General features: G+C 47.8%; 19 protein-coding genes and 1 pseudogene. 10 read left to right on the top strand and 10 right to left on the bottom strand.

The window, feature by feature from the left end; genetic code table 11:
- The first annotated feature begins 85 nt into the window (after positions 1 to 85).
- Positions 86 to 400 (top strand): hypothetical protein, encoded by a 315-nt coding sequence (locus H6F66_RS01865; RefSeq protein WP_190417655.1) that lies wholly within the window; start codon positions 86 to 88, stop codon positions 398 to 400.
- Positions 401 to 577: 177 nt separating this feature from the next.
- Here H6F66_RS01865 and H6F66_RS01870 read toward each other — a convergent pair whose 3' ends face one another.
- From H6F66_RS01870 to ruvC, 3 genes are all read right to left on the bottom strand, one after another.
- Positions 578 to 1,225, bottom strand: coding sequence for an SH3 domain-containing protein (locus H6F66_RS01870; RefSeq protein WP_190417657.1), 648 nt, complete (start codon positions 1,223 to 1,225; stop codon positions 578 to 580).
- Between the two features lie 424 nt (positions 1,226 to 1,649).
- Complete coding sequence (locus tag H6F66_RS01875) at positions 1,650 to 2,600, bottom strand: trypsin-like peptidase domain-containing protein (RefSeq protein ID WP_190417659.1); 951 nt, start codon at positions 2,598 to 2,600, stop codon at positions 1,650 to 1,652.
- A 103-nt stretch (positions 2,601 to 2,703) separates the two neighbouring features.
- Complete coding sequence (gene ruvC / locus H6F66_RS01880; protein WP_190417661.1) at positions 2,704 to 3,234, bottom strand: crossover junction endodeoxyribonuclease RuvC; 531 nt, start codon at positions 3,232 to 3,234, stop codon at positions 2,704 to 2,706.
- A gap of 375 nt (positions 3,235 to 3,609) precedes the next feature.
- Between ruvC and H6F66_RS01885 the strand changes: the two genes are divergently transcribed.
- Both H6F66_RS01885 and tsaE read left to right on the top strand, forming a co-directional pair.
- Entirely contained in the window at positions 3,610 to 5,013 is a 1,404-nt protein-coding gene (locus H6F66_RS01885) for a gluconeogenesis factor YvcK family protein (RefSeq protein WP_190417663.1), read from the top strand.
- Between the two features lie 3 nt (positions 5,014 to 5,016).
- Entirely contained in the window at positions 5,017 to 5,472 is a 456-nt protein-coding gene (gene tsaE / locus H6F66_RS01890) for a tRNA (adenosine(37)-N6)-threonylcarbamoyltransferase complex ATPase subunit type 1 TsaE (RefSeq protein ID WP_190417665.1), read from the top strand.
- 191 nt (positions 5,473 to 5,663) lie between these two features.
- Here the strand turns inward: tsaE and H6F66_RS29165 are convergent.
- Positions 5,664 to 6,988: pseudogene (locus H6F66_RS29165) on the bottom strand (dihydroorotase).
- A 249-nt stretch (positions 6,989 to 7,237) separates the two neighbouring features.
- Here H6F66_RS29165 and lepB point away from each other — a divergent pair.
- The gene (gene lepB / locus H6F66_RS01900; protein ID WP_190417667.1) at positions 7,238 to 7,834 is read left to right on the top strand and encodes a signal peptidase I; all 597 of its coding nucleotides are present in this window, start codon (positions 7,238 to 7,240) and stop codon (positions 7,832 to 7,834) included.
- A 181-nt stretch (positions 7,835 to 8,015) separates the two neighbouring features.
- On the opposite strand, the gene H6F66_RS01905 is transcribed toward lepB, so the two are convergent.
- Together H6F66_RS01905 and H6F66_RS01910 are read right to left on the bottom strand one after the other, a co-directional pair.
- Complete coding sequence (locus tag H6F66_RS01905; protein WP_190417669.1) at positions 8,016 to 9,278, bottom strand: dihydroorotase; 1,263 nt, start codon at positions 9,276 to 9,278, stop codon at positions 8,016 to 8,018.
- Between the two features lie 430 nt (positions 9,279 to 9,708).
- Positions 9,709 to 11,052: a histidine phosphatase family protein gene (locus H6F66_RS01910; protein ID WP_190417756.1), complete on the bottom strand. Its 1,344-nt coding sequence runs from the start codon at positions 11,050 to 11,052 to the stop codon at positions 9,709 to 9,711.
- Positions 11,053 to 11,294: 242 nt separating this feature from the next.
- On the opposite strand from H6F66_RS01910, the gene H6F66_RS01915 reads away from it, so the two are divergent.
- Together H6F66_RS01915 and H6F66_RS01920 are read left to right on the top strand one after the other, a co-directional pair.
- Positions 11,295 to 12,809 carry a CPBP family glutamic-type intramembrane protease gene (locus tag H6F66_RS01915; protein ID WP_190417758.1) on the top strand — a complete coding sequence of 505 codons (1,515 nt, stop codon included), beginning with the start codon at positions 11,295 to 11,297 and terminating at the stop codon, positions 12,807 to 12,809.
- 165 nt (positions 12,810 to 12,974) lie between these two features.
- On the top strand, positions 12,975 to 15,461 hold the full coding sequence (locus H6F66_RS01920) for a heavy metal translocating P-type ATPase (RefSeq protein WP_190417671.1): 2,487 nt from the start codon (positions 12,975 to 12,977) through the stop codon (positions 15,459 to 15,461).
- 145 nt (positions 15,462 to 15,606) lie between these two features.
- Here H6F66_RS01920 and H6F66_RS28695 read toward each other — a convergent pair whose 3' ends face one another.
- On the bottom strand, positions 15,607 to 15,732 hold the full coding sequence (locus tag H6F66_RS28695; RefSeq protein ID WP_277873846.1) for a hypothetical protein: 126 nt from the start codon (positions 15,730 to 15,732) through the stop codon (positions 15,607 to 15,609).
- A gap of 54 nt (positions 15,733 to 15,786) precedes the next feature.
- On the opposite strand from H6F66_RS28695, the gene H6F66_RS01925 reads away from it, so the two are divergent.
- Positions 15,787 to 16,206, top strand: coding sequence for an FHA domain-containing protein (locus H6F66_RS01925; protein ID WP_190417673.1), 420 nt, complete (start codon positions 15,787 to 15,789; stop codon positions 16,204 to 16,206).
- Positions 16,207 to 16,256: 50 nt separating this feature from the next.
- On the opposite strand, the gene H6F66_RS01930 is transcribed toward H6F66_RS01925, so the two are convergent.
- Positions 16,257 to 16,604: a hypothetical protein gene (locus H6F66_RS01930; RefSeq protein ID WP_190417675.1), complete on the bottom strand. Its 348-nt coding sequence runs from the start codon at positions 16,602 to 16,604 to the stop codon at positions 16,257 to 16,259.
- A gap of 211 nt (positions 16,605 to 16,815) precedes the next feature.
- Here H6F66_RS01930 and tmk point away from each other — a divergent pair, with 211 nt between their 5' ends.
- From tmk to moaA, 3 genes are all read left to right on the top strand, one after another.
- Positions 16,816 to 17,481, top strand: a complete 666-nt coding sequence (tmk, locus tag H6F66_RS01935; RefSeq protein WP_190417677.1) for a dTMP kinase — start codon at positions 16,816 to 16,818, stop codon at positions 17,479 to 17,481.
- A gap of 68 nt (positions 17,482 to 17,549) precedes the next feature.
- Entirely contained in the window at positions 17,550 to 18,539 is a 990-nt protein-coding gene (locus H6F66_RS01940) for a DNA polymerase III subunit delta' (protein ID WP_190417679.1), read from the top strand.
- A 128-nt stretch (positions 18,540 to 18,667) separates the two neighbouring features.
- Complete coding sequence (gene moaA, locus H6F66_RS01945; protein ID WP_190417681.1) at positions 18,668 to 19,654, top strand: GTP 3',8-cyclase MoaA; 987 nt, start codon at positions 18,668 to 18,670, stop codon at positions 19,652 to 19,654.
- A 56-nt stretch (positions 19,655 to 19,710) separates the two neighbouring features.
- On the opposite strand, the gene rpsD is transcribed toward moaA, so the two are convergent.
- Complete coding sequence (gene rpsD / locus H6F66_RS01950) at positions 19,711 to 20,319, bottom strand: 30S ribosomal protein S4 (protein ID WP_190417683.1); 609 nt, start codon at positions 20,317 to 20,319, stop codon at positions 19,711 to 19,713.
- A gap of 318 nt (positions 20,320 to 20,637) precedes the next feature.
- On the bottom strand, positions 20,638 to 21,081 hold the full coding sequence (locus H6F66_RS01955) for a response regulator (RefSeq protein WP_347269318.1): 444 nt from the start codon (positions 21,079 to 21,081) through the stop codon (positions 20,638 to 20,640).
- Position 21,082 lies beyond the last annotated feature (1 nt).

Here is a 21,082-nt window from a genome sequence, read left to right on the forward strand (position 1 = left end):
GTTTGTAACTATTGCTTTATCTCCGGAAAATTATCCTTTAGACTGAGTTGCAATTCATAAATTTGAGATAAGCAGGGTTAGATAAATGCCAAATCTGCACTGGCACGATTATTTACTTTTCGCTTCTTTAGTTGCTAGTATTGCGGGACTTTTTTTACTATCTGATGGCGACTCAACTCAAGCTTCGGAGCTTGAGACAAGTGAGCAAATGCTGTTATCAATGAGCTTTTCTTACTGGATAGTACACTGCGTCATGGTAGGTATCCTGAAGCTTTGGCATCCTGAGTGGGAAATCTTATCAATTAATTTGAGGTTGACGGCTGCTTTTTCTTACTTGTTGACCTTTTCTTGCATACTGTCTCTCCCGCTACACAGAATGTCAGTACGTCAAGTAGAGTAATGTCAAGTTTGGATTTTCAATTGGTTCAAAGTATTAGGTTGTTAAGCGTGATTAACGCATCCTATAAATAGAAGGAAACAGCCATTCAATTGAATCTTGTCAAAAAAATCACCCCATTTCCAAGAAACTTGGTAAAAATATGGGGTGATTTTAACTTAATGAGTTTAGGCTAAAATACTACGGACAACGACCGACATTCAATGAGTTTGAACTAGGATAGCCGTAAGAAATCCATCCGGCAACCGGGGCGGTAATTTGTACCCAAGCACGGCGATCGCTATCGTAAGTTAAGTCGGGAGGACTCTTTGCGAGAGTAACGCGATCGCCAAGTCTGATTCCACCAACTCTGGTGCCAGTTTTGTTGGGGCCACTACGGATAGCCAAACCCTCACTTCCTCTGTACGTAACTACGCGACAGAGGCTGGAAGGTTGAGCCGGGGGAGGATTGTTTGCTCCAGTGCAGGGTTTAAGGTATTGTGCCTGTATGTAACCCGTAGCAGGCGCATTAATGGCAATCCAACCAGCACTACCATTATCTGCCAGAGTAACTGTTTCGTTGGGAGCTAAGGTTCTAATCGTTTGACTCGTGGTTGAACGCTGTGCGTAGACAAAAATCCGCTGATTAACGGCGCGGCACTGTCCCACAAGTCCCTGTGCTAGTAGCAACTCGCCCTGAGGCTGAATAGAACTTGGTTGTGATTCTTGAATCGAGCTATCTGTGGTGCTGTTAGTGACCGCAGTGGCGGAGAGATTCAAGCCCCCCGCAGCGCTTAATCCGACAGCAAACAGGGCAACAGGCATTGCCCAGTGGCTCTTTGTTTTCATACGCTACACTCCTCATCTCACCAAAACGTTTGTGTTAGAAGCTTCCACATCGAAAAGCATCCCCGCAGTCGAGACTTGTTTTTCATAATGGTTGACTGATTAGCTGGCGCATCTCTATCAACCCGTCCCTAGATCACTAAGCAATAGGATAGTTAAGTTCGCGGAAGCTTCTTAGTCAAATAGCATACAGAAAAATTAGTGTTAAATACATGAAAAAGGGGAATATTGTCAAGCGGTGTGCCGGAAGTGAAGTTATTGGGTAGGCTCGTGTGGAGCAGGCAAGATGCCCGCCCTACAGTAGTTCAGGGCTTACGCACGTCAACACACTGTAGGGGCATGGCATTGCCATGCCCCTACGACAGAATCAGCCATTCACTAATTAACTGCGTAAGTCCTGTAGTTCAAAACACATTTTTTCCCAACTTCAAAAATTCACCCGGACATCAGCCAAACGGCGATTCCGTCCCACCGTGAGAATTGCCGAAGCTGGACGACGAGCTAAGAAAGTTTGCAAGTCTTGAACTCCCCTAAGACGACGACCATTAATAGCAATGATTCTGTCTCCGGGTCTGATTCCGATATTCGCAGCAGGCGATCCTGGCTGTACCCCCAAAACTACCAGTGTCCCTGTATCTACAGTCACACCCAAGCCACGAGTTGAAGGCACAGAGGGACTTTGAGCGGTAGTAATCGGGGGAGCGGTTCGGTTACGGTTTTGTTGAATAAAATTTCTGGCAACTGTAGCACTGGTAGCGAACCCAATCCCCGTATTGCCTCCGCCGCCGGGACTGAGAATAGCTTTGTTTACACCGATGAGTTCGCCCCGTGAGTTAAGCAAAGGTCCTCCGGAATTGCCCGGATTAAGTGCTGCATCCGTTTGTAAGTCGCCATTGCGACCAACACGGCTTAAGATACCTGTTGTCAAGGTTCCCGACAATCCAAAGGGGCTGCCAATAGCAAAGACGCGCTGACCGACTTGAATGCTTGCCGGATTGGACAGCTTTACACTGGGGAAGCGATCGCTCGTATTCAATCTTACTAACGCTAAGTCATTCGGTCGGTCAGTAGCAATTACTTGCCCGGTATAGCGCTTGCCTGTAGTGGTACTGACGCTCACCACACCACCTCTGGCGCTGCGAATAACGTGATCGTTAGTTAAAACCAGCCCTTCTGGACTAACAATAGTGCCAGAACCGGAACCTCTCCCGGTACTGATAGTGACTACAGCCGGACTGACAGTGCGATAAACATCAATGCTAGTTTGTTCTTCACCTTGAGCTTGGGCAAGAATCGTGGGAACGGGAACACTGCTCACGGCAGGCGTATTGAGCAAACAAAGGGAAGCAGCACACAACAACCAGCGCTCAGGTTTCATGACACTCAAAGGTAAGTAGCCGAATTTAAGAGGGATGACTCCATAAGATTGATGACGCAAATAGGCTGAGCGTGTTTCCTTTGTACGGATGTGTAGATTGCGGCTACTGCCCATACCACGCTGTCAGCGCCACCGCAAGGGCATCTGCGGCATCGTCTGGCTTGGGAATATAGTCTAAATTTAATTCCCGCGCTACGGCTTGCTGCACTTCCGACTTATCAGCATTACCCATGCCAGTCAGCCCCTGCTTAATCTGTGCTGGCGTAAATTCAACATAGGGGATACCGTGCTGGGCTAACACTAAAACCATTATCCCCCGCGCTTGAGCCACCAAAATTGTGTTCCCCATCCGATAGAAGAACAATTTCTCAATCGCCACCAAATCGGGTTCCCACTGATCGAGCAGAGTGTGCAAATCGTCGTAAATTGTGCGGAGTCGTTCTCCCATCTCCGTTTTGGCGGAGGTTTGGATAACGCCAAAATCCAGCAATGTTGCTACTTCTGGCGCGGTTTTTACCGGGCGCTTGGCAGCAGGAAGATTCGCCACAGCTAAGCAGTCAGGTGGTTTACACAGAATTACGCCAAATCCTAATGTGGCAAGTCCAGGGTCTAATCCTAAAATTCGCTTTTCCATTTAGCCAAGTTTACGGGATAAACCAAGCGAGCTGCCGCCTAAAATGGCGACTCAAGCTGACTTCTGATGCAATGTTTATATTAGCTCCCTCTAATTCCTGATTTTGCTGCTGAACGTCGCAAGCGTATCATAAGCTCAGTTAAAAATTTGGAGACAAACTTTATTAGTTTCGTATGTCACATCCCAAGAAGCTGCAAAAAATGTATTCTGATGGGCAAAGGCTCCCTGTTGCTCTTTATAAGTGGCAACTTAGACACAAGTGTGCCAGTCCAATCAATTCGTAGAAGCGATTTATGGGAGCGTTCCTATTTCAGGGATTTTGCCCCCTTTCTCGTTAAAGTCGAATCTTGCCTTCGTGTTCCCCAGAAATCAGCAATGTCAAACGCTATTTTTAAACAAGCCTTACGCACCCTGAGACAAGAGTCGCATATCCCCTGGGGTTTGAACTCCAGAACTCCCCATCGAGTCAATAGCTGGTTTAAATGGTTGGCTCCCGGATTGTTGGTAAAACGTTGGTTGGTGATTAGTGCGGGTGGTGTGCTACTAACCACTTTGGGTTTGGCAATTTGGGTGAAGCTGACGCCGATTTTTTGGTTGATTCAGTTCATTGGGGAGCTACTGGAAACGATTACTACCATCCTTCCTAACTATGTGTCTGGCCCTATTGCGATCGCTTTCGGGGTGTTTTTGATTTTTTTGGGGCAAACTCGCTCTATGGGAGCGATTACCTCGGTGCTGAAGCCCTCATCAGATGAACAACTGATTGATGTGCTGCTAGCTCATCGCAAACTGAACCGAGGTCCAAAAATTGTCGCAATTGGCGGCGGTACGGGGCTTTCTACTCTGCTTAGAGGATTGAAGCACTACAGTGCCAACATTACCGCTATTGTCACTGTGGCAGATGATGGCGGCTCTAGCGGTCGTCTGCGGCGGGAAATTGGGGTGCTACCTCCTGGGGATATTCGCAACTGTATAGCAGCTTTGGCAGACCAGGAGAAGTTATTAACAGAACTGTTTCAATACCGCTTTAAGGCTGGGGATGGTTTAGTAGGTCACAGTTTTGGTAACTTGTTCTTAACGGCGATGAGCGATATTACTGGGGATTTGGAGAGAGCGATCGCTGCTAGTTCCCAAGTTTTAGCTGTGCGGGGACGGGTGCTACCAGCAACATTGAGTGATGTTCGTCTCTGGGCAGAATTAGAAGATGGGCGGCGGATTGAGGGAGAATCAAGCATCACGGAAGCGGGGGGTAAAATTAAGAAAATTGGTTGCATTCCCAGCAATCCCCCAGCCTTACCCAAAGCTTTACAGGCAATTCATGAAGCTGATTATATTATCATTGGCCCTGGTAGCCTTTATACCAGCGTGATCCCGAATTTGTTAGTACCGGAAATTGCCGCAGCGATCGCCCAAAAACAAGTTCCGATCATCTACGTCTGTAACATTATGACCCAGCCAGGGGAAACCCAAAGCTACACTGTCTCAGACCACATCCGCGCCATTGACGCTGCTTGCGGTCAACAATTATTTAACGCCGTCCTGGTACATAAAAAAGTTCCCTCTGCTCATACTCTGATTCGATATGCTCAGGAAAGTTCTCATCCGGTTTTTTTAGACAGAGAAGCTGTAGGAGAGTTGGGACGAAGAATTGTTCTGGCGAATGTGATGGATGAGGATGAAGAAACAGGTTATGTAAGGCACGATCCTCAACGTCTAGCTAGGATTTTGCTGCGGTGGTATAGTCGCGCTCAAGGGATAGAGTTAGGAGTTGGAAGTTAGGAATTGCAAGTAATTTCTCTACTAGATGCAACAGCGACGCGATCGCTGGGTGTAAATCTTGGGCGATCGCTAAGTGCTGGGAGTACGATTTTGCTAGAAGGAGACTTGGGTGCTGGCAAAACTACTCTTGTTCAAGGCATTGGTGAAGGATTGGGCATTATCGATCCAATTGTTAGTCCCACCTTCACCTTAATTAACGAGTATCGAGAAGGACGCATTCCTTTGTATCACCTTGATTTATACCGCTTAGAACCTACCGAAGTGACAGCGTTAAACTTGGAAACTTACTGGGAAGGCATTGAAGTCCCTTTGGGAATTGTCGCCATTGAATGGGCGGAACGTTTGCAGTATAAACCGTTAAACTTCTTGAGCATCTACTTAACTTATTCAGCTGATAATGGCCGCCAAGCTGAACTTGTCCCAGCAGGTGCATTTAATTTTGGGTCATTAAAGATTTAAACGCTCTAGGTAGCAAAGGTAAAGGCAAAGAACTTTGCCTCCCTAGAGCGTTTAAATCTTGCCGTTTAAAAAGTTACACGGTAGGCATGATGCCCACCGTGTCAACTCTTGTTGTATTATTATTTAACTATAATTACAAGAGTTTGTCAAGCAGTTTGTGCGAAAAAATTGACTAATTTAAAAGTTAGAAATTAGCCAAAAGATAAAGCTTGACCGCGGACTTCTGTATTAAGTTTTTCTTGGTCGTAAACAACCTGACCGCCGACAATAGTCACAACAGACCATCCAGTGAGGTTCCAGCCTTCAAAGGGACTCCAACCACATTTAGTAAGTAAGTCCTCGCGCAAAACAGGGCGGTAATTGTTCAAATCAACAAGGATTAAATCGGCATTATAACCAGGAGCGATCGCGCCTTTTTTGGAATATTATAAGCTTGGGCTACAGCCGCAGACATCCAGTTAGAAACTTGGGCAACACTACAAAGTCCCTGCATAGCAGAAGTTAACATCAGCAGTAGAGATGTTTCAACACCTGGCATTCCCTAAGGAGTATTGGGGTAGACTTGGGCTTTTTCTTCCAAAGTGTGGGGAGCATGATCGGTAGCGATAAAATCAATTACACCATCAAGAAGAGCTTGCCAGAGAACTTCGTTGTCATGAAGCGATCGCAAAGGCGGATTCATCTGCGCCAGCGTACTATTTTTTTCATAAGTGCTAGTGTTTAGCAGCAAATGTTGCGGCGTTACTTCCGCAGTCACCCAACTCGGTTTATCCTGACGTATTAACTGGGCTTCCTCAGCTGTGGACATATGCAAAATATGTAACCGTCGCTGGTATTTTTTAGAAAGATTTAACGCTAGTTGAGTAGCATTAAGGCAGCTTGATTATCCTGAATTTGGGAGTGAATTGCCGGATCGTTGATCCCGGCAAATTCCTGACGACGTTGATTAATTCGGGCTTAATCTTCAGCGTGAACCGCAATTAAGCGATCGCCTTGTGCAAAAATGGACTCCAGCGCCGTATCCTGATCTACCAACAACTGACCGTGCATCGATCCCATAAAAATTTTAATTCCAGGAGTCGGATGCGCCTCTATAAATATCCGGCAAAATTTCCGCCGTTGCCCCAATAAAAAAGCCATAATTAACTAAGCACTTTTCTTTCGCCCGCAGCAGCTTGTCATCCAAAGCCGCCTGCGTAGTTGTCAGAGGGCGAGTATTAGGCATCTCCAGAAACGACGTTACCCCTCCCTTGGCACAAGCGCAACTCGCAGTAAACAAGTCTTCTTTGTGTTCCAACCCTGGTTCCCGGAAGTGTACCTGCGGATCAATAACTCCCGGCAACAAAGTCAGACCCGAACCGTCTATTTCTTTACCAGAGTCATCTTTTGGGATTTCTGACGTAACCTGGACAATTTCCCCGCCACGAGTTTCGACATCCCCAATGAAAAACTCACCATTGGGCAGAAGAATATTAGCGTTGCGGATAAACAGAGAAGAAGCAGAGGAGCATGGCAATCAGTGGTTTATGCAATCGTCAAGTGAGCGCGAAAAGTGTATGCTGTGCTTAGACTTTACCGCAATAAGGCATTTTTTTACTGGAGCCGAGGAAATTACGGTAAACACGCCAGCCAAATATTTTTAATGATGGCAGGATGTATTTAGGCAAAATTTAGACAAAATATAGGTAGAAACATTGTTTTCCTTGATATAAATCATTAGATGGGTAATCCGTTATATCCCTTTGCTTTGAGTGATTAACCGTTTATGACTGACGTGCAGAATCAAGAACCTGACAGCAAAACCCAACAACAAGTTGAAAATCCCTTTATAGAGGGAATTAAAACGATTGGGCTTAGCGCCATTTTAGCCTTTGGAATTCGCTCTTTTGTAGCGGAAGCACGCTACATCCCTTCGGGATCGATGCTACCAACGCTACAAATCAATGACCGTCTGATTATAGACAAGGTTAGTTACAAGTTTACCTCTCCAGAACGGGGAGACATTGTAGTATTTAATCCCACCGAAGCCTTAGAAAAGCAAAATTTCCACGATGCCTTCATTAAGCGGGTGATTGGTATACCGGGAGACAAGGTAGAGGTGAAAGGGGGGCGGGTTTATGTCAACGACCAAGCCTTGCGGGAAAAATATATCGACGAACAGCCTAATTACCGCTATGGCCCAGTGACGGTGCCACCTAACGCTTATTTGGTACTTGGTGATAATCGCAACAACAGCTACGATAGCCATTACTGGGGTTTTGTCCCCCGCGACAAGATAATTGGTCGGGCGATAGTACGTTTCTGGCCTTTGAATCGCGCCGGAGAAGTGGATCAGTCTCCAGTTGATTCCTCAGATAAGTGAAAGGGCTGATGGCTAATGGCAAGAAAAGCCCTGAACTAAAGTTTGGGCTAATAGCTAAAGTCATCTAATGACTGGGTAAATGTTTCAACCCGTTAAAACGGGTTTAAGGTTTAAGCCTAAAATTTATTTAAGGCTTTTGCCAGAAGCCTGAGGGCTAATTGTTCATTTATATTAGCTGTGATTAGCCGTGACTCCAATTTTGGACGACGCGGCCCTGTAACTGTTGACCTAGCCAGGGAGTGTTGAGTGAGAGGGATTTGAGGTTTTGTCTCTCGACTGTCCAAGTTAGTTGGGGGTCAAATAAAATAATTTCAGCGAGTTGACCAGCTGCGATCGCAGCTGGTTTTTGTTGTAAACACTGGGCGGGACGGGTACTCAAAACCCGCCACAGTTCCAAAGAACTCCAGTCGCCACTCTCAACCAGGGCGTGCCAAAGTAGCGGCAAAGCTAACTCTAAACCAATTGCGCCTGCTGGTGCTTCGGCGAAGGCGACGGTTTTTTCTTCGTAAGTGTAGGGAGTGTGGTCAATAGCGATCGCATCAAGTACCCCACTCCGCACACCCTCAATTAATGCTGCTTGGTCAGATGGGTTGCCCAGAGGCGGTTCCAGACGTAAAGAAGGATCGTAACTCCCCACATCCTCAGCATTCAGCAGCAAGTGCATCCAAGTCGTACTCGCCGTTATTGGCAAACCCCGCGCCTTAGCATCCTGAATTAGCTTAACGCTGCGGCCGGTAGAAACGCGCATGATGTGGACTTTCGTGCCAGTGGATTCTACCACTTCCAACAAAGCAGCCAGAGCAGATGTTTCTGCGATCGCGGGATTTCCTGGTAAACCAAAACGAATTGAAGCCGCACCTTCTCGCATCACCCCATTGGTAGAAAGATGGCGATCGCAAGCCGACAAAGCCACTGGTTTTCCTAGAGGCTGAAGATATTCCAAAGTTCTTCGCAGCAGCGCCAAATTTGATATCGGCTTACCATCAGCAAAACCCACCACCCCAGCTGCTGCAAGTTCTGCCAACTCTGTCATTTGCTGACCTTGCACACCCAAAGTTAAAGCACCCCAAAATTGGATTTTGGATTTCGGATTGTGGATTGTGGATTGTTGAAGATAAGCTAAACCAGCTGCGTTATCGATAGCTGGTAACGTATCCGGCAAAATTGTCAACCGGGTAAAGCCTCCAGCTGCTCCTGCGGAAACAAGCGTTACTAAGGTTTCCCGTTCTTCAAACCCAGGTTCACCGGAGTGGCTGTATAAATCTACCAGTCCTGGCCCCAGCACCAATCCACGACAATCCCGAACCGATGTTTCTGCGGGATTTGCAGAAATTTGAGTTTCGACTGCTTTTATGTAACCATCCGCAATCAGAACATCGGCAATCTGGTCAGTTCCAGAAACAGGATCTATTACCCTTACTTGTTGAAGTAGTTCACTATTCATATATGAGTACCGAGGGCTAAGGACTGAGGACGTTGTTAATTCTGTTTGTTCTCAGCCCTCAATCCTGAACTTCTCAGTTGTTTACAAAGCACATCTTGCACCAGTTGCAATAACCCGCCAGAGATTTTTCTGGCTAATAGCGAAAGTTTTCTTAAGACGAATGGCATGGACTTATGCCCTGAACTAAATCGGCAGGCTCAAAGCTTGTAACCCGTTTTAAAGAGTTGAAAGACTTATTCAGTAAGCTTTAGCTTACTTTAGCTTTAAGCGGGAAATTTATTTCCTGGCTCAATTAAGCCCCATTCCTCTTAAGACGGCTAAAGTCTTACCAGATAAAGATTTCAGTTTATTTTAATAGACTTTCGCTATTAGCCAAAAAATTTATTTATAGGCTGGTTTTGAGGCTTATTGACAATTGTGCAAGATGCAGTTACAACGCGCCAGCAGCCGTTTTATCCAGAACACCTCCCCCTAAGTGAGTTGTGATGTTCATCGCTTGCAGCACTGGCATACCATCTGGGCCTTGGGGATAATCAATTACGGTGACTGCCCCATTACCCTGCTTAATGCTCCAGAAATTTTCTGGCTTTAAACCTAAAATGTGACAAAGCAAGACTTTGTTAGTGGCATCGTGAGCCACTACTAAACCAGTTTTAGGCTGATCTCCAGAATAAGATGCGATCGCCATTTGCCAAGCCGCTACGCTGCGCTCCCATACCTGCTGCAAATTTTCTCCCTCTGGCATCTGCACGGTCTGGGGCGAATCTCGCCACTGTTCTAACATACCTGGGTACGTTAGCTCAATTTCTTCCTCAAATTTCCCTTCCCACAGTCCGTGACTGATTTCCGCCAAAGGTGGCTGTAGTTCAATCTGGACATGGGGATGATATTTGAGAATAATTTCCGCTGTTTCCTTGGGACGCAGCAGTGGACTACTAACAGCAAAGTCGATTGGCACATCTTTGAGAAATTGGGCCGCTTTTTCGGCTTGTTCTCGCCCATTGTCGTTAAGCGGGACATCAATTTGTCCCTGAAAGCGTTTCTGACGATTCCACTCAGTTTCCCCGTGGCGTACCAGCAACAAACGTAACCCCTTATGTCCCGGACGAAAACTGGGTAGAGTTTCGCCCACATGAGCAGTCAAATTCATCGACTCTAATTGAGCAGGTTTGTCCCAGCCATCAGCAAAATTTAGTACGCTGATGCCACAGTTCGACTGCTGAATCGAATGGTAACGCTCAGGTGACATCGCGATCGCATTCGCAATCAAAGCTCGATTGATGCCGTTATGCCCCACCAATAAAATAGTTCCCCCAGCATGGCGCGGGAGAATTTCCTGCCAAAACTGTCGCGCTTGCTCGTAAAGAGATAAAACTGGAAAATGTTCCCTCACGCCCTCCGCTTCCTGTATCATCATTCGCAGTTCGTGGGGACGTTCCTGCCAGCAGCGATAATCTTCGGAAAATTTCTCCTTCACCTCAGAAGAAAGCATTTTCTCCCAAGCAGGCAAATCGATTTCCATCAGCTTATCTGACGCTTGTAAGGGCGCAGGTGTCGCCAAACAGGATACGATTACCTCTGCTGTCTGTTTTGCTCTTTGTAAGGGACTGGTATAGATTGCATCAAATTTTATGCCACCTAGAGCAGCACCAAGTTGACCAGCAGTGACACGACCTTTTTCGGTCAAAATTGATTCATCACAGCGGCCCTGAATTCTACGCTCAGTGTTATAGCTGCTCTGACCATGACGCACGAGAATGACACGAGTATTCAGGGTAATATCCTCCGCGAATCGATTGTAGATTTTAGATTTTAGACACCCCCTTGATAAGGGGGTAGGGGGGATCGGATGCAAGGATTTCTCGTTTTTGGGCTGCTGCCTGAGAACGAGTTGAGCAAGGCTGCTGCCTCAATCAGTGAACAAAAAAAGGTTCAGGAGAATTTTAACCTGTTCGGGACACGTCGCTAAGATATTCTCCAGAGGCGACACGATACTAAATGTTTATAGGAGAACGCATGACAATTAAGCGGTTGATTTTGGGGTTGCTGACAATTTTGGCTATTGTCCAAGTTGCCCTGTCCTTGCAAGGCAGCTGGAGTCAGCCTCAGATTCAAAGTCGTCTGGAATTGTACCAAACGAATCTGTTGCTGCACGCAACCGAGTGGCAGCCGGAAAATTCCGGTGGCTCAAATTTGACGACCGCCCGTAACGCCATTCTGGGTGACGAACCCTTAAAAGCTGCCCAAAAGCAGTATCAGGATGCACTTTCGGAGGATAAAAATACTCTCCAAAAGCTCCAAGGGCAACTCAAAAAGCTGCAAGTTGAAGCTGATACAGCTCCAAATAAATTGGATCAGCAGCAATTACTTTTGTCAATAGACAAGTTAAAAAAGGTGATTGATGAGCTGTACTTGCGAGTGGGAATCTTACAGGTGCCAGGAGAAACGGATGCAGCGATCGCGACCTGGAAAGAGACGAGTGAGCGATCGCGCTCTCAAACGGCTAATGTTTTGATCGGGCTTTGGAGCAATCCCTCGCGGCTGTTGCCCAATGCCCAGGAGCAAATTGAACAGCATTTAGACGGTTGGTTCCGTTATCGCGCTTTAAGCAAGCTGTACGAATTACAGGATCGAACAGAGGCGCTTTCGGCTCTCAAAGTACAAGAACAGGAAATAGCCGAACAAGCAGTTTTTAAATTAGCGATGGTCGCTACGGTGCCGCTTTTAGGGGTAATTGTCGGCATCGGATTGCTGATTTTTCTGTTAGTTGGACGATTGATTAAGGGAAAAGAATCCCTTCTGGCTCACAATGGCGATGTTAAATGGACAACACCCTGGAATGGGGAAACTATCTGGCAAGTTTTTGTTGTTGGCTTTTTCTTTATCGGTCAATTTCTGCTACCGATCTTTTTCAGCTTACTGCCCCTAAACCGAGCCAGCTTCGATAGTCGGACGCAAGCTTTGTTTGTTCTAGCTACTTACCTATTTTTGGCAATTCCGTGTCTTTTAGTGCTTTATTTCTCCATAAAACCATTTTTTCCCCTACCTGAAGGCTGGTTTCGGTTCGATTGGCGGGGAAACTGGATTTTATGGGGATTGGGAGGCTACTTGGTAGCGCTACCCCTGGTGATTATAGTGTCGCTGATTAACCAAAAACTCTGGCAGGGACAAGGCGGGAGTAATCCGATTCTCCCAATTGCCTTAGAGGGACGGGATGGAGTGGCACTGACAATATTTTTCTTGACGGCGGCTGTGGCGGCACCGCTATTTGAGGAATTTTTGTTTCGCGGGTTTCTGTTGCCGTCTTTGACTCGTTACTTGCCAGTGTGGGGCGCGATCGCTGTCTCTAGCTTACTATTTGCTGTTGTTCACCTCCACCTCTCGGAAATCCTGCCTTTGGCGACTTTGGGGTTTGTTTTGGGTATAGTTTACACGCGATCGCGCAACCTCCTCGCCCCCATGCTCCTCCACTCTCTCTGGAATAGCGCCACCCTCGTGAGTCTCTTCATCTTAGGCAGTGGCTCTACGTGATGCTTCGTGCTTTATCTGCGCTGGGCGAATCGTTGACCCAACCAGAGGCAATTAACTTAAAAAAAATTCACAATTTTTGCACCAAGACGCGGACTTTCGCCTAACCTCAAAATAGAGGCGCTAGATTAATCTGGCACTCTTGGTGTCGCGGTAAGTCCCAAATCTATGCAAGTTTCGACCAAATCTGTAGTTGCTACCCCCGAATCGTCGGTAGACACTATTACCCTCGACGTGGGGGGAATGAGATGTGCAGGCTGTGTGAAGGTTGTAGAAAAGCAGCTAAAAGAACATCCAGGTGTCATTTCCGCCTGCGTCAATCTGGTGACAGAAGTGGCTGTCGTAGAATGCGAATCTGGCGCAGTAGATCCAACAGCTTTGGCGAAGCAGGTGAGTGACGCTGGATTTCCCACCCAGTCTCGCGTAGCTACTACAGGCGATGGAAAAGAGGCTTTGAGTCCAGCCCAGCGACACGCCGAGGAAAATCGTAAGCAAATCTGGCACTTGGTAGTTGCGGGTGTGCTGATTCTCTTCTCCGGAATTGGTCATCTTGGGCAACACTCTTTACTTTTGCCGCAGTTGTCACTGCTGACGAATATCTGGTTTCACTGGGGATTAGCAACAGCGGCGTTGCTGTTACCAGGGCGCGAAATATTACTAGATGGCTGGCGAGGTTTGCGGCGAAATGCTCCCAATATGAACACGCTGGTGGGATTGGGAACCCTGACGGCATACACAGCAAGTTGTGTGGCGCTGTTCTTCCCCCAGCTGGGTTGGGAGTGTTTCTTTGATGAGCCTGTAATGCTATTGGGATTTATCTTACTGGGGCGCACTTTGGAGCAACGGGCAAGAGGTCGTGCGGCGGCGGCGTTTGAGGCATTGTTAGCATTACAGCCAAAAGTAGCTCGTTTGATTGCCAATCCAACTAATTTGGGAAGAGGCGCAGGTGAGAAAGGCAGAGGCGCAGAGGAGAATTTTGCCAAGTCCCCAATCCCCAATCCCCAATCCCCAATCCCCAATCCCCAATCCCCAATCCCCAATCCCCAATCAGAAGTGGAAATCCCTGTAGATCAAGTCCGTGTGGGCGAGTGGTTGCGGGTGTTACCAGGTGAGCAGATCCCAGTCGATGGGGAAGTGGTGGCTGGGCAGACGACCGTGAATGAGTCGATGCTGACGGGGGAGCCTGTACCAGTAATGAAGCAGCCAGGGGACGCGGTGGCTGCGGGGACGCTCAATCAGTCGGGAGCGATCGCTATTAAGGCAACTCGTACTGGCAAGGACACGACTTTAGCTCAAATCGTGGCATTGGTGGAAGCAGCCCAGACCCGTAAAGCACCAGTACAACAGTTGGCGGATACGGTGGCGGGTTACTTCACCTATGGGGTTCTAGCAGCTGCGGCTTTAACGTTCCTATTCTGGTACTTTGTCGGCTCTCAACTTTGGCCTGATGTCTCCATATTGCGGGTTGTTGGCATTGATAGCCATGCCGCAATGAACCACGCTCTCAGCAACCACTCACCAATGTTATTAAGTTTGAAGCTGGCGATTTCTGTCTCGGTCATCGCCTGTCCCTGCGCTTTGGGCTTGGCGACACCCACCGCAATTCTAGTAGGGACTGGTCTTGGGGCAGAACGCGGGCTGTTGATCAAAGGTGGGGACGTGCTGGAACGGGTACACCATCTGAATACAGTGGTATTTGATAAGACGGGAACGCTAACGACTGGTCATCCTACGGTGACAGATTGCTTGCCCATAGGAAATTTCACCCCGGAAACTCTCCTCCTCCTAGCGGCGGCGGCAGAAAGTGGCACGACGCACCCTCTAGCAAAGGCAATTTTAGAGGAAGCACATCGGCAAGAATTAGCGATCGCTCCGGCTGTGGAGTTTTATACAGAACCGGGGCTGGGGGTATCGGCTTTAGTAGATAATTCGCGGGTTTTCCTGGGTAACGCTGAGTGGTTAACTAAGCAAGGGATTGGGATTAGCGATACAGCGACGGATCGCACTTTATCGCTGTTTGCTGCTGGGAAAACGGTGGTTTATGTGGCAGTGGACGGTAATTTAGCTGGGTTGATTGCTGTAACCGATACCCTTAGACCGGATGCGAAAGCTACGGTGGAGCGATTGCGTTCAATGGGATTGCGGGTGATGCTGCTGACTGGGGATAGGATGGAAGCTGCTGTCGCGATCGCATCTCAACTAGAACTGCACCCTGATGACGTTTTGGCAAATGTCCGCCCAGAGGCTAAAGCCACCGCCGTGCAGCAGTTGCAAACTCTAGGGCAACGAGTGGCAATGGTTGGGGATGGCATCAATGATGCTCCGGCGTTAGCACAAGCCGATGTTGGAATTTCTCTCCAAGGGGGGACAGATGTTGCTATTGAAACGGCCCAAATTGTTTTAATACGCGATCGCTTATCTGACGTGGTGCAGTCAATCCAACTCTCCCGTGCCACCTTCAACAAAATCCGCCAAAATCTCTTCTGGGCTTTTGCCTACAATGCACTCTCATTGCCCGTTGCTGCTGGCATCTTACTACCAAGTTTCGGCATTGTTTTAGGCCCATCTGCCGCGGGAGCATTGATGGCATTTAGCTCTGTAAGCGTCGTCACCAATTCGCTGTTACTCCGTCAAAGCCTGAAAAATCAGGATTGAAGTTTGTCCGGAGTTTGTAGGTTATCGGTTGTAGTCATTACGGGATCTCTAATAACTACAATATGATAGGGGGAACATTGTAACCCAAAAGCACTATCATGCCTGCTGCAACTTGACAATACTGGCTTCAAAGGTGTAGAGGGTGTTACGCTGGAGTCCGGACAACATCAGCCATAGCTACTCTTGTTTTCCTCAAGATAATATCTGGTTGCTGGTTGTCAATCCGGGTGCAGGCACAGGCGCTTACCCCGCCAGTTGAAGATGGTGCCATTGTTAGTTGAAGTAACTGTTTTTTCCCAACCGCTCTCTCTAAACTATTTTTTCAATGCCTTCAAAACTGCATCTGAACCATTTATTGATTATTGAGGATGATCAGGGACGCAAGGAGTTTACCTTAGAAAAGCCTGAATATTGCGTTGGCAGAGACCAAAAATGCGATATTCGGCTATACTCACAGTTTGTATCCCGTAGGCACGCAACTTTAGTGCAAAAAATGCGTGGGGATGGCTCCTATTACTACAGGATTGTCGATGGCGACAAAGGCAAGCCTAGTGCCAACGGACTGTTGATTAATGGGCGTAAACTTCAATCCCACGATCTTGAAGACGAGGACGAGATTGTTTTTGGGCCGCAAGTACGGGCGAGATATTTCCACTTGAAGAAAGAATCAATCCCGACGGGGCCTCCCGATGAGTGGGACATCACTCTGATTAGCCCCAACATGGTAGGCGAAGACGAAACTTAAGCTCTTCACATCGAAAGCTCAACTTCCGGCTCCCAAAAGTGAGCGATCGCCTATCCGGCAACGCTTTCAACCAGTTGCCAATGGCGATTTTGGGCGATCGCCTGCTGCACCTGGTGGAACATTTGATGACAGTGGTTGTCAACCTGGAGGGGCAATTCTTCGTTTTTAATCACAAAGTTCATCCGCACTTCTTGTTCTGTGGCGGTAGATTTATCAATCAGCACCTCGACCGTCACCAGCTTGGCAAAGGAGACGTGTCCTGGTATTTCCCTCGCCATCAGGTAGTCTCCAGTGTTGTAGATAATATCGAAATTGCAGGACTCCAAAACTTCTATGAGCACCTGTTGGAGACGCTCAAGGGGAACTGCGATGATAAATGAACAGGTATAGCGAGCCATAAAATAAACCCCCGAGTCATATCCCTAGACCCTCTCATCATACCGAACCTTAGTTTAGGGTCATAATAAGTATGCTTTCTTCTAAGGCTAGAGCCATTAATAAAGCTTTTATCAGCTTCTAGCATACCAGTCATCTCTCCGGAAAGAACCTGAATAGGACTGCGGGCTGAATTTAAAAGGAAAAAAGTGCTGTGATGATGAGAATTGGGTAATGCAGGGCAAGCTGATTGTGTTTGAGGGAGTCGAAGGTAGCGGTAAAACTACCCAGATACAGCGATCGCGCCATTGGCTTCTGGAAAGGATGAATCAAAAGCCATCCAACGTTGTAGTAACCAGGGAACCGGGAGGGACAACATTAGGCAGTCGTTTGCGCCAGTTGTTGCTGCAAGGACACCAGCACCCAATCCAAGACAGGGCTGAACTATTGATTTTTGCGGCAGATCGCGCTCAACACGTTGAGGAAGTTATTAATCCGACTCTCTTGGCGGGGGGAATTATTTTGTGCGATCGCTTCACAGATTCCACAATTGCCTATCAAGGTTATGGTCGCGGTCTTAGCCTAGAATTAATCGAGAATATCTGCCAGGTAGCGACCGACGGTAGGACAAGTGACCTCACCCTGTGGCTGGATGTTGATGTCGAAGTTGGTTTAGCACGAGCCAAGGCTCGTGGAACTGCTGACAGGATGGAGCAAGCAGATTTAGCGTTTCATCGACGGGTACAGCAAGGCTTCACCGCATTGGCAGCAGCGCATTCGCATCGGATTGTGCGGGTGGATGCCAGTCGCAGTGAGGCAGAAGTACAAGAGCAAATTCAGATGATTTTGACTCAAAAATTTGCCCAATGGTATCCAGACAATTCCTTTTCCCCAGACTGATCTTGGGAACGAGAAAATAGAGACAGATTCTCTGTTTACTCCTTTTGCTGCCTTTCTCGACCAGTTTAATGAACTTTTTTGCACCACTTGTAGGACAAAATCAAGCCGTTGAGTTACTAACCCAGGCAGTTGCCCAAAACCGGGTTGCACCTGCCTACCTGTTTACTGGGCCAGAAGGTGTTGGCAGAAGTATAGCGGCCCGGTGCTTTGTGGAGCTTCTATTCTGCACCCATCTGGCAAAACTAAATTCCACTACCCCTGCTGACGAAGCAAACTTAAAACATGGTTTCGCGTTACAAAAACGCTTGGCTGCTGGAAACCATCCAGACTTGCTCTGGGTGCAGCCAACTTATCTCCACCAGGGGGAAAGATTATCTGCCGCCCAAGCAGCTGAAAAAGGTGTGAAACGCAAGGCCCCGCCACAAATACGGCTGGAGCAAATCCGGGAAATCGGTCAGTTTTTGGGACGTTATCCTCTAGAGGCACCAAGGAATGTGATAGTGCTGGAGGCCGCAGAAACAATGGCAGAGGCGGCGGCGAATGGCTTACTCAAAACGCTGGAAGAACCGGGACAGGCAACGCTGATTTTGATGGCACCATCAGAGTCCTCGTTGTTACCGACGCTGGTATCGCGTTGTCAGCGGATTCCTTTTTACGGTTTAGATAAGGCGGCGATGAAGCAAGTGCTGCTGCAAACGGGTCACGAAGAGATTTTGAAGCATCCGCCAGTGTTAGCGATCGCGCAAGGCAGTCCGGGGAATGCGATCGCATCCTTCACGCAACTCGCCACCATTCCCCCAGACTTACTCCAAGACATTACCCAGTTGCCCAAATCTCATCGCAATGCTCTCCAACTCGCCAAAAAAATTGATAAAACTCTAGATACAGAAGCCCAACTGTGGTTGGTTGATTATTTACAGCACAGTTACTGGCAGCAATTCTTAGACAGAAAAATTTCTAAATTGCCCTTACAGCATTTAGAAAAAGCCCGCGAATATCTCCGGGGCTATGCTCAGCCGCGGCTGGTCTGGGAAGTGACTCTATTAAACATGATTTAAGCCCCCAAGGTTGTCAACGACTGTATCAGGTAAGCTTTCCTCTGGAGCAGTCTTTAGTATGGTGAATATACCCCAGTGTTCCCAGTAGTGGTGATAACAACAAAACTGGGTAAGGGTCAGCAAATCTTATGAACCAAGTAGATTATCTCCGTATCAGCTTAATTGACCGCTGCAATTTTCGGTGTCAATACTGTATGCCGGAGGGGGCTGAACTTGACTATATTTTGCAGCAGGAGCTGTTAACTAATCAGGAACTGCTTACCCTGCTTAAAGAGGTGTTTATCCCTGTGGGATTTAGTCGGTTTCGCCTGACTGGTGGCGAACCGTTGCTGCGTCCGCGTGTGGTGGAATTGGTAAGCGCGATCGCATCCCTAAGAGAAACCCAAGACCTCTCGATGACTACTAACGCCTTTTTACTTTCCCCGATAGCGCAAGACCTCTACAATGCTGGTTTGCGACGGCTCAATATCAGTCTCGACTCTCTCGATCCAGATACATTTGCCCAAATTAGTGGTAATCGCGGCCGTTCCCGCTGGCAGGAAGTCTGGGATGGAATCCAAGCGGCTCATCGCGTCGGTTTTGATCCCCTGAAACTAAATGTAGTAGTAATTCCTGGTGTCAACGACCACGAAGTTCTAGATTTAGCCGCCCTGACACTTGAGCGACAATGGCACGTCCGGTTTATTGAATTCATGCCCATCGGCAACGACCAGCTTTTTGCGGGAAAGGGTTGGGTGTCCTCTGCCGATTTGCGGCAACGCATTCGCGACGTTTTTGGCTTGACAGAATCTTCCGTCCGTGGTAATGGGCCTGCGGATGTTTTCCAGATTCCCGGAGCCAAAGGTACGCTGGGATTTATCAGTCAGATGTCAGAGTGTTTTTGCGATCGCTGTAACCGGATGCGTCTCTCAGCAGACGGCTGGTTGCGCCCCTGTCTGCTCAATGAAACTGGTCAAATTGACCTGAAAACTGCCCTTCGCACTGGCATTGAAACCGCTGAACTACGCGAGAAAGTGCGGCAGTTGCTCTTTCTGAAACCAGAAATTAACTTCAAGCAGCGAGATTCAGGAACGACTGGTGCGTATAGCCGCACCATGTCGCAGATTGGTGGGTAATGGGGGATTGGGAATTGGGGATTGGGAAGAATTTTATCCAGTCCCCAGTCCCTTGCTTACGCTTGCCGCGAGTAGTATTCAACCACCAGCAGTTCGTTAATTTGCAGCGCGATCCATTCGCGCTCAATAACGCCATTCACTTTACCAGCCAGCTTGGTTTTGTCGAACTCCAAATGGCTTGGCATATTTGCCAGACCTGGATATTCCAGGTTTGCTTGTACTAAACGACGCGATGCGTCATTGTCGCGGACACCAATCGCCTCTCCAGCGCGACACTGATAGCTAGGAATATTGACTACGCGACCATTAACCGTCACATGGCCGTGATTCACTAACTGACGCGCCGCAGGGATCGTGGGAGCCATCCCCAAGCGGAAGACGGTGTTATCCAGACGCATCTCCAACAATTGCAGCAATGCTTGACCCGTTGAACCCGTGGCGCGACGTGCTTTACGCACGTAACGCAGCAGCTGCTTTTCACTTAACCCATAGTTAAAGCGGAGTTTTTGCTTTTCCTCAAGTCGGATAGCATACTCTGAACGCTTTTTGCGGGCTTGCCCGTGCTGACCGGGCGGATATGCGCGGCGCGGCGACTTGCGGCTTAAACCAGGCAGTTCACCCAAACGACGCACAACTCTGAGGCGTGGGCCTCTATATCGGGACATATACCTTCCTCTTGGCTATTCTGCTTTAACTTTGCAAAACTTTCATTATACACTCATAAACAAACTCTAACCCAAAAACTTTTTTGCGCGTTCCTAGACTGAGCGCGGAAACGCTGATAAGCGAGGCTCTGCGTCGGAAATCTGTTTTAGATGAATTTCAGGTTGATTTATAAAAGTTTTTCTAATAAGTAAAATAATTTTTCTGTTTCCCATGCCGGGAAAATCTCTAGTTGTAGGGAATGGGAGCCACCCCGTTTGCTGTGTTAATAACGCCCTCGGTGCGTGGCTTTTGAGAAACCTCACCCAAGAAATTAGCTACTAGCTAGCTGGTGGCAATTTGACTATGGTCAGCCAGAAGTCTTTTATTGACTGTACCACTTGCAGGAACTGTTCAAGGTCAAGAGGCTTGCTGATGAAACAGTTAGCATGGAAATTGTAGCTGTTGAGAATATCTTGCTCGGCTTGGGAGGAAGTGAGAACTACCACAGGAATATGTTTTAGTTCGTCGTCCCGCTTGATTTCTTCTAGCACTTCAATACCGCTTCGCTTGGGTAAGTTGAGGTCAAGCAAGATAATACCGGGACGAATGGCATCTGTATACTTGCCTTCTCTTCGTAGGAAAGCTAGCGCCTCAGCACCATCCCTGACGACATTCATGTGATTCCAAACCATACTTTCTCTAAACGCTTCTTTGGTGAGACGAATATCACCCTCGTTATCTTCAACTAGTAGAATTTCCACTGGTATATCACCCGAATTCACC

Source organism: Trichocoleus sp. FACHB-6 (assembly GCF_014695815.1).
GTDB lineage: Bacteria > Cyanobacteriota > Cyanobacteriia > Cyanobacteriales > FACHB-T130 > Funiculus > Funiculus sociatus.